The 12,334-nt window shown below is 63.6% G+C and carries 10 protein-coding genes; 5 read left to right on the top strand and 5 right to left on the bottom strand.

All coding sequences use genetic code 11. The features are described 5' to 3' along the window. Positions 1-88 precede the first annotated feature (88 nt). Both thrS and LB555_RS07005 read left to right on the top strand, forming a co-directional pair. Positions 89-2,065: a threonine--tRNA ligase gene (gene thrS / locus LB555_RS07000; RefSeq protein WP_224682533.1), complete on the top strand. Its 1,977-nt coding sequence runs from the start codon at positions 89-91 to the stop codon at positions 2,063-2,065. An 86-nt stretch (positions 2,066-2,151) separates the two neighbouring features. Beyond that, positions 2,152-3,090 carry a lysophospholipid acyltransferase family protein gene (locus tag LB555_RS07005; protein WP_140716732.1) on the top strand — a complete coding sequence of 313 codons (939 nt, stop codon included), beginning with the start codon at positions 2,152-2,154 and terminating at the stop codon, positions 3,088-3,090. 3 nt (positions 3,091-3,093) lie between these two features. Here the strand turns inward: LB555_RS07005 and LB555_RS07010 are convergent, their stop codons facing one another. Then, on the bottom strand, positions 3,094-4,056 hold the full coding sequence (locus LB555_RS07010) for a hypothetical protein (protein WP_140616135.1): 963 nt from the start codon (positions 4,054-4,056) through the stop codon (positions 3,094-3,096). Positions 4,057-4,211: 155 nt separating this feature from the next. On the opposite strand from LB555_RS07010, the gene LB555_RS07015 reads away from it, so the two are divergent. Together LB555_RS07015 and LB555_RS07020 are read left to right on the top strand one after the other, a co-directional pair. After that, positions 4,212-4,796 (top strand): nitroreductase, encoded by a 585-nt coding sequence (locus LB555_RS07015; RefSeq protein ID WP_015317585.1) that lies wholly within the window; start codon positions 4,212-4,214, stop codon positions 4,794-4,796. Then, a complete protein-coding gene (locus LB555_RS07020; protein WP_224682534.1) occupies positions 4,797-5,405 on the top strand; it encodes a flavin reductase family protein in 609 nt (202 codons plus the stop codon). Positions 5,406-5,408: 3 nt separating this feature from the next. On the opposite strand, the gene LB555_RS07025 is transcribed toward LB555_RS07020, so the two are convergent. Beyond that, positions 5,409-6,290, bottom strand: a complete 882-nt coding sequence (locus tag LB555_RS07025) for an HpcH/HpaI aldolase/citrate lyase family protein (RefSeq protein ID WP_140616141.1) — start codon at positions 6,288-6,290, stop codon at positions 5,409-5,411. Beyond that, positions 6,290-6,742 carry a MaoC family dehydratase gene (locus tag LB555_RS07030; protein WP_015317588.1) on the bottom strand — a complete coding sequence of 151 codons (453 nt, stop codon included), beginning with the start codon at positions 6,740-6,742 and terminating at the stop codon, positions 6,290-6,292. Before LB555_RS07030 ends, LB555_RS07025 begins: the two co-directional genes overlap by 1 nt. A 152-nt stretch (positions 6,743-6,894) precedes the next feature. On the opposite strand from LB555_RS07030, the gene LB555_RS07035 reads away from it, so the two are divergent. Beyond that, complete coding sequence (locus LB555_RS07035) at positions 6,895-8,019, top strand: DUF2336 domain-containing protein (RefSeq protein WP_041163439.1); 1,125 nt, start codon at positions 6,895-6,897, stop codon at positions 8,017-8,019. Here LB555_RS07035 and LB555_RS07040 read toward each other — a convergent pair. Together LB555_RS07040 and parE are read right to left on the bottom strand one after the other, a co-directional pair. Next, a complete protein-coding gene (locus LB555_RS07040) occupies positions 8,016-10,085 on the bottom strand; it encodes an FUSC family protein (protein ID WP_015317590.1) in 2,070 nt (689 codons plus the stop codon). The two genes, LB555_RS07035 and LB555_RS07040, sit on opposite strands and share 4 nt — an antisense overlap. Before the next feature lie 44 nt (positions 10,086-10,129). Continuing rightward, on the bottom strand, positions 10,130-12,187 hold the full coding sequence (gene parE / locus LB555_RS07045) for a DNA topoisomerase IV subunit B (protein WP_015317591.1): 2,058 nt from the start codon (positions 12,185-12,187) through the stop codon (positions 10,130-10,132). Between the last annotated feature and the right edge of the window lie 147 nt (positions 12,188-12,334).

The following is a 12,334-nucleotide window of genomic DNA, read 5'->3' on the forward strand; positions in this document are numbered from 1 at the left end:
CCGGCACCCTGGCAGGTCGCAGCCCCGAACCGCTGATGATCTGCATTTACCACCCGCGCTCGTTTGCGGGACTGGATAGGAGAACCATATGCTGAATTCCGTTTCCCTGACATTTCCCGATGGCTCCGTCCGCGACTACGACGCGGCGATGACCGGTGCGGGTCTCGCCGAATCGATCTCGAAGTCGCTGGCCAAGAAGGCCGTGGCCTATGCCATTGATGGCACGGTGCGCGACCTCAGTGATCCCCTGGGCAAATCCGGCAAGGTGGAGATCATCACCCGCGACGATCCGCGCGCGCTGGAACTCATCCGCCATGACACCGCGCACGTGCTGGCGGAAGCCGTGCAAGAGATATGGCCGGGAACGCAGGTGACCATCGGACCGGTGATCGAGAACGGATTTTATTACGACTTTGCCCGCAACGAGCCGTTCACCCCGGACGATTTCCCGGTGATCGAGAAGAAAATGCGCGAGATCATCGCGCGCAACAAGCCGTTCACCAAGGAGGTCTGGTCGCGCGACAAGGCAAAAAAGGTCTTTGCCGACAAGGGCGAGCGCTACAAGCTCGAACTGATCGATGCCATTCCCGAGGACCAGGATCTCAAGATCTATGCGCAGGGCGACTGGTTCGATCTCTGCCGCGGTCCGCACATGGCCTCGACCGGCCAGATCGGCAACGCCTTCAAGCTGATGAAGGTGGCCGGCGCCTATTGGCGCGGCGATTCCAACAATCCGATGCTGACGCGCATCTACGGCACGGCCTGGGCCGACCAGGCGCAGCTCGAAGCCTACCAAACGATGCTGGAAGAGGCCGAGAAGCGCGACCACCGCAAGCTCGGCCGCGAAATGGACCTTTTCCATTTCCAGGAAGAGGGGCCGGGCGTGGTCTTCTGGCACGCCAAGGGCTGGAAGATGTTCCAGAACCTGGTCAACTACATGCGGCGCCGGCTCGACGAGCAGGGCTACCAGGAGGTCAACGCCCCGCAGGTACTCGACAAGAGCCTGTGGGAGACGTCAGGCCACTGGGGCTGGTACCGCGACGCCATGTTCAAGGTGACGGTCGCCGGCGATGAAACCGACGATGACCGCATCTTTGCGCTGAAGCCGATGAACTGCCCGGGCCACGTGCAGATTTTCAAACATGGGCTGAAATCCTATCGCGACCTGCCGGTGAAGCTGGCGGAGTTCGGCAATGTGCATCGCTACGAGCCGTCGGGCGCGCTGCACGGGCTGATGCGCGTGCGCGGCTTCACGCAAGACGATGCGCATATCTTCTGCACCGAGGAACAGCTGGCGGCCGAGTGCCTGCGCATCAATGACCTGATCCTGTCGACCTATGCCGATTTCGGTTTCGACGAAATCAGCGTCAAACTGTCGACGCGGCCCGAAAAGCGCGTCGGCACGGACGAGGCCTGGGATCATGCCGAGGCGATCATGGGCGGCGTGCTGGAGACGATCAGGACAAGGTCCGGCAATCGGATCAAGACCTCGATCAATCCGGGCGAGGGCGCCTTCTACGGGCCGAAGTTCGAATATGTGTTGAAGGATGCCATCGGCCGCGAATGGCAATGCGGGACGACGCAGGTCGACTTCAACCTGCCGGAGCGTTTTGGCGCCTTCTACATCGGCTCGGATTCGGAAAAGAAGCAGCCGGTCATGGTGCACCGCGCCATATGCGGTTCGATGGAGCGTTTCCTCGGCATCCTGATCGAGAACTATTCCGGCCACTTCCCGCTATGGTTCGCGCCGCTGCAGGTGGTGGTGGCGACGATCACGTCAGACGCCGACAGCTATGCGACCGAGGTCGTGGCAAAGCTGAAGGCCGCCGGGCTGTTGGCGGAAGCCGATCTGCGCAACGAGAAGATCAACTACAAGGTCCGTGAGCACAGCCTGGCCAAGGTGCCGGTCATCCTCGTCTGCGGCAAGCGCGAGGCGGAGGAGCAGACGGTCAACATCCGCCGGCTCGGCTCGCGCGATCAGGAATCGCTTGGTCTTGCCGAAGCAATCAAACGGCTGACCGAAGAAGCGATCACGCCTGATCGCCGACGCAAGCGCGCTGCTTGAATCGGAGTGTTTTTCGATCGAATGGCGGTGGAGCGATCCATCGCCATTTTCATATCCCTGTCACGGCAACGTTGTAACGAGCCCCTATGCTCAAGCTGAAATCGCGCGAACGACCGTTCCCAGAGCTTTCCTACGCCAATCCGCACCAGCCGGCGCTGGCGCGCTGGTTCATCCATTCGGTCGAAGGCCTGTCGGGCCGCGATCGCTTTGCCGCGCTTTATGATTTCTGGCGCCGCCAGGTGGTGCCGACGGGCGAGCGTGTGTTCAGCCGCATGCTGGACCTCATTGACGTGCGCGTGCGAATTCCCGACCAATGGCCGCCCGCGCAATTGCCCGACACGCCACTGGTGATCGTCGCCAACCATCCCTTCGGCATCGGCGACGGCATTGCCGTGCTATCGCTGGCAGAGCAACTCGGTCGGCCTTTCCGGGTGATGATCCACAAGGACCTGCTCAGGATCCGCGAGATGGAGCCCTATTCGCTGCCGATCGACTTTTCCGAGACCAAGGACGCGGTGAAGAACAACATGGCGGTGCGCCATGAGGCGGTCCGGCTGCTCAGGGAAGGTGTCACCATCGTGGTGTTTCCGGCCGGCGGCGTGGCCACTGCGCCCAAGGGTTTTGGCCGCGCGCGCGACCTGCCGTGGAAGATGTTTCCGGCCCGTCTCGTCCAGGAGGCCAAGGCATCGGTCATCCCCATGCATTTCTCCGGCCAGAACGGCAGGCTTTTCCATCTCGTCAGCGGGCCGATGAACATGGCCGAGCGCGACGGGCGTGTGGCCAAATTCGTCGGCAAGGCCTCGCTGACCTTGCGCACCTCGCTGCTCATTCGTGAATTCGCGCGGCTGTCCGGCAGGGCGATCGACGTGCGCGTCGGCAACGTGCTGAGCTGGAACGAACTGGAGCCGCTGCGCGACCGCAAAACGTTGCTCGACCGTCTCTATCGCGGTGTATTCGACCTGGCGCCGAGCCTGCCGCGCCGTCGCATTCCGTTCCTCCCGGCGCGAACCAAGCTCGCCGCCTGAAGGCTAATCGGCGCCTTCCTCGGGATCCATCGCCGCTGCTTCGGTGGCGAGAACCTCAATTTCCTGGTTCTGCCCGCCAACGACCGTGAAATCCTTCTGGTAGATGCGATCGCGGTTCTTGGCGATGATGGTGTAGTCGCCTTCGGCCAGCACCATCGAGGCGAAGGCGCCGACGGTTTCCTTGATCGGATCGCCGGATTCGTTAAGCAGCGACCACGAGGTGTCGGCAATCGCTTCGCCGCCCGTCTCGCGTACCAGCTTCATGGTGATTTCAGCGGCGTGATGCTCGACGGTGGCTTCCGTCAGCTTGCCCGCCTCGACGCGGATATCGGATCGGATGACGGCGTTGACCGCGCCGTAAGTCGAGACGACATGATAGATGCCGGCATTGAGCCGCACGACGCTGTTGGGTTCGACATCGGGAATGATCAGCGCGCGGTCGCCATTGGCCTCGGCGGTGCCCTCATAGATCGAAAAGCGCAGTTTCTTCGGCGGTATGCGCACGCCGCCGGACAGAACCGCGTCCAGCTTCAGGCCGCCGGCATCGAGCACGAGGCTTTCTCGCTTGGCTTCCTTGCCGACTGTGATGCGCTTGGTGGCGCCGGCGCGGCCATAAGAAGCGTGGACTAGGTAACTGCCGGGCTCGAGCTGGAAGACGGCGCTGCCGCCATGGGAGGAGGCGACCATGGGCAATTTGCCGTTCACCGCTTCTGGCTTGAAGACACGCCAGACTAGCCCACGTGTGATGTCGGTGCCCTTGTCGGTCAACTGGGCCGAGAGCGTAATGGCGCCACCGCCGCCAAGCGCCAGCGGGGTCTCGCTCTTCGGCGTTGCATAGCTCGAAATTCCGGGAAGTTTCAGGTCGCCGACGCCGTCCTTTTCCTGCGCGACAGCCATGGAGACCGGCAGCAGGAACAGCGCGGCGCAGAGCCGAACCAGGAAAAGACGCAGTCGCCCCTCAAACATGCCTTGCGTTGAAGCCCATGGCGGTGGCAATTTCAAGGCTTAAGAGTCCGATCCGGGACTCTTCAGCCCGGCGTTTGCGCGCCTTTGCCCGAGCCGCCCGAATCCCCGATGGTGCGCTTCAGCTCAAAACAGAGTGTTTCAGGAGACTTGCGCCCATGGCGTCGCCGATCATCGACTTTCTATTGACCCGAAATTCAGCGCCGATACCCGACCTCAGGGAACCGGCGCCCAGCGACGCCGATATCGCCACGATGATCACCGCCGCCACACGCGTGCCCGACCATGGACGGCTCGAACCCTGGCGCTTCATCCTTTATCGCGGCGAAGCCCGCATCGAGATCGGCAAAAAACTAGCGGCCTTGGCCGAACAGCGCGAGGGGCCGTTGCCGGAAGGCCGTCGCAACCAGGAACTGGCGCGGTTCTCGCGCGCCCCGCTGGTGATCGGTGTCGTATCCATTCCGAGGGAGAACCCAAAAATCCCCCAATGGGAGATGTTCCTGTCCGGAGGCATGGCGGCGATGAACCTGATGATCGCGGCCACTGCGCTGGGCTATGGCACGAACATGATCAGCAACTGGTATTCCGACGTGCCGGAGGGCAGGGCGATTCTCGGACTGGCGCCGCAGGAGCGCGTCGTCGGGTTCATCCATATCGGCTCCTACGCCGGTCCGGCGCCGGAGCGGCCACGGCCTGATCCGGCCAAGCTCTACACCGATTATGCCGGACCTTGGGCGGGCTGAATGTTCTACGAGCCGTCCAAGGGGCATGGCCTGCCGCACGATCCTTCGAAGGGGATCGTCGCGCCGCGCCCGATCGGCTGGATATCGACGCTGAACCAGGCCGGCGAGGTCAATCTGGCGCCATACTCCTTCTTCAACGCCTTTTCGACGCGACCTTTCATTGTCTGGTTTTCCTCGGAGGGTGAGAAGGACAGCGCCTCGTTTGCCCAGGAAACCGGCGAGTTCGTCGCCAATCTGGTCAGCCGCGATCTTGCGGACAAGATGAACTACACATCCGTCGACGCACCGCGTGGCGTCAACGAGTTCATCTATGCCGATCTCGCCATGGCGCCCTCGCGTCTCGTCAAGCCGCCGCGCGTGGCGGCTGCACCAGCGGCGCTCGAATGCCGGGTGACGGAAGTGTTTCGCCCGAAGGCGCTGGACGGATCACCGACGAGTGCCTTTGTCGTCGCCGGTGAGGTGATCGGCGTTCACATCGACGATGCTTTCCTGAAAGACGGCCTGTTCGACATCACCAAGGCCGGCAATGTCGCGCGTCTCGGTTATATGGATTACGCCAGCGTCGACGAGGTCTTTTCGATGCGGCGGCCACGCTGGGGCAAGGAGTAGCCGTCAGGCGGATATCCCGGCCGCTTTCGCGCGGGCCAGAAGGCGTTCGGCCAGCCGCAGATGCGGACGGTCGAACATCTTGCCGTCGATGCCGACGACGCCCGGATTTCCGGCCGCCTCGAAGGCCGCCACGATAGCCGCCGACTGTCTCACCGCCTCGGCAGAGGGCGTGAAGGCGGTGTTGATGACGGGCACCTGATCGGGGTGGATCGCCATTTTGCCGGTGAAACCGTCACGCTCGGCGTCGGCACATTCCGCGGCGAAGGCCACCATGTCGCGAAAGCCAGGAAATACGGTGTCGATCGCGGCGACTTCCGCGGCTCCGGCCGCGAGAATGGTCGTCAGGCGGGCGTGACGGAAGAGATCGGTGTAGCGGCCGTGCTCGTCGCGGGCAGAGCGTGCGCCGATCGCCGCCGACAGGTCTTCCGCGCCCCAGGTGAGACCGGCGAGCCGTGCGCTTGTCCCGGCATAGGTGGCGGCGGCGAGCACGCCCGCCGGAGTTTCGGTGATGATCGGCAGGATTTTTATCGACCCGTCGGGCAGGCCGTTTTCGGCTTCCCAAACCCTGAGCTTGGCCGCGAGCTGCTGCACATCCTGGCCGCTGTTCGATTTAGGCAGCATGATGCCGTCCGGTCTTGCCGGAACGAGCTTGGCAAGATCATCGTCCGTCATTCCGGTCGAGAGGTCGTTGACCCTGACATAAAGCGCCGAGTTGGTTTGCCCCCTGCGTTCGAGGATAAAGCGCGCCGCGATCTCGCGCGCCCGCGCCTTGTTCTGCGGCGCCACGGAGTCCTCGAGATCGACGATAACCACGTCGGCGCCGGCGCCAAATCCCTTTTCCAGCTTCCGTTCGGAATCGCCTGGAACGAATAGCAGCGAGCGCATCAGTCTGCCTTCTTCAGCATCATCGCTTGCCTGATGCATTTGGCGACCAGATCGCCATGCTGGTTGTAGGCGCGGTGCTCGAATTCGACGATGCCGCGGTCGGGCTTCGACCTGGATTCGCGCACCGAGACGACAGATGTTTCGACGCGGATGGTGTCGCCATGGAAGACCGGGTGAGGAAACACGGTTTCCTTCATGCCGAGATTGGCAACCGTCGTGCCGACCGTGATGTCGTTGACCGAAATGCCGATCATCAGGCCGAGCGTGAACAGCGAGTTGACCAGCGGCTTGCCCCATTCGCTCCTAGCGGCGAAATCGAAGTCGATATGCAGCGGCTGCGGGTTCAGCGTCATCACCGAAAACAGCATGTTGTCGCTCTCGGTGACAGTCTTGCGCAGCGTGTGCCGGAAGACATGGCCGACAACAAACTCCTCCAGATATAGCCCGGCCATCTTCCGCCTCCTGCGCTGTCTGACGGTTGATAGGCGCTGCTTCAGGCGCTCGCAAGCCAGTTAATGAACATGGTGAACCGTTCGTAAACCATTTCTGCCTACCCTTCTCACGGGGCCGGAAACCTTCCGGCATGGGGCGTAAGCAGACGGGCATGGTAGTTGTTTCGCATTTCCTGAAATGGATCTACACGGCCAGGGTTTCGGAGCGCGCCGCCGCCGCTCATGCGCTGGCCCGAGCCTATGTGAATTGCGAATTGCCGTTCGAGGATCGCTGCGCCGCCGAGGCCGCGCTGACGCTGCTGCTCGACGACGCCTCGTCGAAAGTGCGGCTGGCGATGGCGGAAGCGTTCTCGATGAGCCATCACGCACCGTTGCAGATCATCAGTGCGCTTGCCGCTGACCAGCCGGAGGTCGCCGGGGTCGTGCTGGCGCGCTCGCCGCTGCTCACCGACGCCGACCTGATCAATCGCGTGGCGGCGAGCCAGAAGGCAACGCAGAAGCTGATCGCCGACCGGCCTTCCGTCTCGATGGCGCTTTCGGCGGCCATCGCCGAGGTCGGGGAGGCGGAGGCATGCGCCGTGCTTTTGGCCAATAGCGGCGCCGACATCGCGTCACTCAGCTTCCGGCGCATGGCGGAACGCCACGGGCATCTGCCTCTGGTGCGCGAGGCGCTGATATCGGATATCAGGCTGCCTGCCGATTGCCGGCATATGCTGCTCGTCAAGCTCGGCGAGACATTGAAGACATCGCCGCTGGTCATGGCATTGATGGGAGCCGCGCGTGCCGACCGGGTCATGCGCGATGCTTGCGTCAAGGCCTCGGTGACGCTGATCGAGGGCACGCGCCAAGAAGAGCACGCCGCGCTGATCGAGCATCTCAGGCTGCGCGGCGATCTGACCGCGAGCTTCCTGATCCGCACCATCGCGCACGGCAAGGTCGATTTCTTCGGCTCGGCGCTGGTGGCGCTCAGCCAGCAATCCGAACCACGGGTGAGGGCGCTGCTGGCCGGCGGGCACGACGTGGCCCTGCAGGCGCTGTTCCGCAGTGCCGGCATGGCTGCCGCCACGCATGCCGTCATCCTGCGCGCCCTGAAGATCTGGCGCGAGGTCGCCAACGGCAAGCGCGTCGCCGGCGTGCAGGAAGTCAGTTGGCTGATGCTCAAGGAATTGGGCGGGCAATCCGCCGAAGGCGATCTTGCCGCATTGATCAAATCGATCCACCTAGACGCCCTGCGTGAGAACGCACGCGGCCATGCACTGGCGATCGCCGCTGCCTAGGTTTTCTCCCTCGCGAAGAAATCCGGGAAATCTTCCATCGCCGCGGCGATGATGCGCAGGGACGCCGCGATCTGCAGCATGTCGCCGGTGGCGTTTCGCTGGGCGATGCCTGCCGCATACTGCCGGGCGACGGCAATGGTCGCTGTTTGCGGATCCCCAGGGGCTCGGAAAAGCAGCTCGCGCGCCAGTCCCCTCAGGAAGGTGGCGATTGAAAGCGTCGTTTCCGATGGGAGGGCATGGTTTTGGCTGGCCGTGCGCAGCCGCAGGATTTCCAGGCCGACCGTGACGGAAGCGACGCCGCCGCCCAGCACCGCCTCGCCCTTCCTGCCGGAATTCTGCACCAGCGGCATCAACTGATTGACCCGGTCGTAAGCGAGGCTCTCGAAGGCTGAGCGCCTCGGCACGCGCTCATGCAGGCAAAGCCGCGCCAGATCCTCCCGCATGGCCCGCACGATGCGGTCGGCCGCGAGCCATGGATCGGCCGGCAATACCACGATGAAGACGCCGATGGCCAAGAGGATGCCGACCAGGATGGATGCCGAGCCGGCGAAGAAGGGGCCGGGATCGTAGGTCATCGCCTGATGTGGGCTGAGAAAGGCCAGAAAATTGATGGCGAAGGCCGTCGCCACGCCGACATGGCGCGGATTGGCCATGGCGAGTGCCGCCGGCACCATGATCGGCACGACGAACAGCATGAACCAGCCGAAGCCGGGCAGAGCAGGGAGCGCAACCTGCCCGACGAGAAAGGCAAAAGGCAAAGCGAGCAGCGTTCCCTTGAAGAATCCCCAGGATACTTGCACGGGGTCGGGGCGAGCGGCAAACAGGCTCGACACGACGGCAACGAGGATGACGGTGCCGGCCGCCTCCGACCACTTCGTCGTCAGCCAGAAAGCCGCCACCAGCAGCGTGGCAACGGCCGCGCGGATGGCGTTGCGCGCAGCACCGGGATAGTCGCGATGCACCACCAGGGCCGGCTGCTGGCTGCCGGGACCTGGACGGCGCGTGACCGGCGCGCGCAAGGCATCGAGGCCACGCAGCACCTGTTTCAGCGCCTCGGCGAAATCGGCCGCTATGGTAAGGCGGGTAATGGTGCCGACCCTGTCCTCACCCGGCTCGATCGAGGCGTCGGGCATTTGCCTGGCCCTGATCGAGATCGCGTCGAGCCGCGCCACCCAGGATGAGGTATCGTCCAGCGCTCCCGGCTTGGCTGCCAGTTCGCTGACAAGGGCCTGCAGTTCCGAGCGCACCGGGATGAGGGCGGCGTTTTTGGGAGCGGCATGCGAATAGAGCGCGCGCGCCGCCGAAAGTGCCGAAAGCAGTTGTCCGATGGTGCGCCGCACCGGATGCGCGCGCGGCGCGAAGCTCGGCGCTTCGAGCCTGGCATAGGCGCGCATCTCGCCAAGCGTCTGGGTATCGGCGACAAGCTTCCGGTGCAGGCCGATCAGCGTTGCCCGGTCGCCGCCTGAAAACGCACCGCCGGCATAGGTGGCGAGGTCGAGAATGCAGCGTTTCAGCCGCGAGACGATGGCGTCGCTGGCCAGTTTTGGCAGGATCAGTCGGCTGGTCAGGCCGGCGCAGACGATGCCGAGCACGATCTCGGCACAACGCGCGACCGCGAGGTCTACGACCAGATGCGGTTGTCCGAAAGCGGGCAGGCCGATGATCATTGCGGTGTAGCCTGCAAGAGCCGCGCCATAGGCTTCGGGATTGCGCAGCAGCGACGAGACGAAGGTGCAAATGCCAATCCAGACAGCAAGCACCGTCACCAGAATCCAGGGGCCGGTGCCGAATGCCGTGGTGATGCCGATTGCCGCGACACCGCCGGCCAGCGTGCCGAGCAGGCGGTAGAAGCCTTTCGCCAGCACCATGCCGGCAACCGGCTGGGCGACGATGAACACCGTCATCATCGCCCATTGCGGATGGTCGAGCTTCAGCGCGTAAGCGGCCAGCAATGCGATCATGCCGGCCGAAACGGTGCGCAGCGCGAAAATCCAGTCCGAGCGTGTCGGTTGCGTCAGCCCGGCCAGGCTCGTCTCGAAATAGGTTTTCAGCCGCGCCCAGGTCACATGCTGGTCTCCATGTCAGGAACGCAAGCTAAACGCGCCAGCGGCTAGATATCCAGCACTTCCGTCTCGGCGAATTCGGCGCGTTCCTGGATGAAGCGGAAGCGGGCTTCGGGTTTGGTGCCCATCAGCTCGTCGACCCTGTCCTTGGTGGCGGAATCGACTTCGTTCACATCGACCCTGAGCAAGGTGCGCTTCCTTGGATCCATGGTGGTTTCCTTGAGCTGCGCGGCCATCATTTCGCCCAGGCCCTTGAAGCGGCCAAGCTCGACCTTGCCGCGCCCGGTGAATTCGGTGCGCAGAAGCTCGTCCTTGTGGGCGTCGTCGCGGGCATAGGCGACCTTGCCGCCTTGCCTGATCGAGTAAAGCGGCGGCACCGCCAGATAGAGATGGCCGCCGCGCACCAGCGCCGGCATCTCCTGGTAGAAGAAGGTGATCAGCAGCGAAGCGATGTGTGCGCCGTCGACGTCGGCGTCGGTCATGATGATGACGCGGTCGTAGCGCAAATCCTCGTCACGGTATTTTGACCGTGTGCCGCAGCCGAGCGCCTGGATCAGGTCCGATATCTGCTGGTTGGCGGCCAGCTTGTCATTGCCGGCGCTGGCGACGTTGAGGATTTTTCCGCGCAGCGGCAAGACGGCCTGGCTGGCACGATCGCGCGCCTGCTTGGCCGAGCCGCCGGCGGAATCGCCTTCGACGATGAAGAGTTCGGCACCCGCCGCCGCGTTCTGCGTGCAGTCGGCGAGCTTGCCCGGCAAGCGCAGCTTGCGCACCGCGCTCTTGCGCGACACTTCCTTTTCCTGGCGGCGGCGCACCCGTTCGTCGGCGCGCGCGATCACCCAGTCGAGCAGCTTCGAGGCTTCCTGCGGATTGTCGGCCAGCCAATGGTCGAATGGGTCGCGGATCGCGGTCTCGACGATGCGTATCGCTTCGATCGTCGCCAGCCTGTCCTTGGTCTGGCCGACGAATTCCGGCTCGCGGATGAACACCGACAGCATGCCGGCGGCCGAAATCATGACGTCTTCCGAGGTGACGATCGAGGCGCGCTTGTTGCCGACGAGGTCGGCATAGGCGCGCAGACCGCGCGTCAGCACGTTTCGGAAGCCGGCTTCGTGGGTGCCGCCTTCACCGGTCGGGATGGTGTTGCAGTAGGAATTGATGAAGCCGTCGCCACCGAACCAGGTGACCGCCCATTCGAGCGAGCCATGGCCGCCTTGCTTGTCGCTCTTGCCGGCGAAGATTTCGCGCGTCACCTGGAAATCGTCGCCGAGCGACGCCTTCAGATAATCCTTGAGGCCGCCTGGGAAATGGAATTCCGCCTTGGCCGGTGTCTGATCCTTTTCCTTGATGAGGGAGGGATCGCAGGTCCAGCGGATCTCGACGCCGCCAAACAGGTACGCCTTCGAACGCGTCATGCGGTAGAGACGCGCCGGCTCGAAGGCCGCGCCCTTGCCGAAAATCTGCTCGTCGGGATGGAAGCGGATTTTTGTGCCGCGCCGGTTGTGGACTTCGCCGAGCTGCTCCAGTCCGGTCACCGGGACGCCGCGCGAAAAGCGCTGGCGATAGAGCTGGCGCCCACGTGCCACCTCGACCTCAAGATGATCCGACAGGGCGTTGACGACGGAGACGCCAACGCCGTGCAGGCCGCCTGATGTCTCGTAGACCTTGGAGTCGAACTTGCCGCCCGAATGCAGCGTCGTCATGATGACTTCGAGCGCCGGCTTCTTGAATTTTGGGTGCATGTCGACCGGAATGCCGCGGCCATTGTCGGTGACCGTGAGATGGCCGTCGGCGGAGAGTTCGACATCGATGAAGGTGGCGTGGCCGGCAACCGCTTCGTCCATCGAATTGTCGATGACCTCGGCGAACAGATGGTGCATCGCCTTGTCGTCGGTGCCGCCAATATACATGCCTGGCCGGCGGCGCACCGGCTCAAGGCCCTCAAGCACCTCGATGTCGGCGGCGCTGTAGCCCTCGCTGCCATCCTTGGTTGCGGCTGGACGCCTGGCGGCCGCCTGTACCAGCGGATCCGCCGGGCGCGCCGGCGTGCGAACCGGCTGCGGCTGTTTTTCCAGATTGCCGAAAAGATCGTTGTTGTCGTCCATGCCTGCCATAGAGTCCAAGCTGCGAATCACCCGTCGATACTGCCACGCTTTTCAGCGCCAAGCGACGGAGGTTCCTGTTACGTTCGGGGATTTAACTGCTCTTACCCTAAAACCATTCGATAACCAAGCGGGCGGAAATAGGTCAAA

Origin of the sequence: Mesorhizobium sp. BR-1-1-10, from assembly GCF_020165595.1 — a bacterium.
Classification (GTDB): Bacteria; Pseudomonadota; Alphaproteobacteria; order Rhizobiales; family Rhizobiaceae; genus Mesorhizobium; species Mesorhizobium australicum.

What these genes read in the sequence shown, in the direction of transcription:
- thrS (WP_224682533.1), top strand. Translation starts at nt 89, where the DNA reads ATGCTGAATTCCGTTTCCCTGACATTTCCCGATGGCTCCGTCCGCGAC.
- LB555_RS07005 (WP_140716732.1), top strand. Translation starts at nt 2,152, where the DNA reads ATGCTCAAGCTGAAATCGCGCGAACGACCGTTCCCAGAGCTTTCCTAC.
- LB555_RS07010 (WP_140616135.1), bottom strand. Translation starts at nt 4,056, where the DNA reads ATGTTTGAGGGGCGACTGCGTCTTTTCCTGGTTCGGCTCTGCGCCGCG.
- LB555_RS07015 (WP_015317585.1), top strand. Translation starts at nt 4,212, where the DNA reads ATGGCGTCGCCGATCATCGACTTTCTATTGACCCGAAATTCAGCGCCG.
- LB555_RS07020 (WP_224682534.1), top strand. Translation starts at nt 4,797, where the DNA reads ATGTTCTACGAGCCGTCCAAGGGGCATGGCCTGCCGCACGATCCTTCG.
- LB555_RS07025 (WP_140616141.1), bottom strand. Translation starts at nt 6,290, where the DNA reads ATGCGCTCGCTGCTATTCGTTCCAGGCGATTCCGAACGGAAGCTGGAA.
- LB555_RS07030 (WP_015317588.1), bottom strand. Translation starts at nt 6,742, where the DNA reads ATGGCCGGGCTATATCTGGAGGAGTTTGTTGTCGGCCATGTCTTCCGG.
- LB555_RS07035 (WP_041163439.1), top strand. Translation starts at nt 6,895, where the DNA reads ATGGTAGTTGTTTCGCATTTCCTGAAATGGATCTACACGGCCAGGGTT.
- parE (WP_015317591.1), bottom strand. Translation starts at nt 12,187, where the DNA reads ATGGACGACAACAACGATCTTTTCGGCAATCTGGAAAAACAGCCGCAG.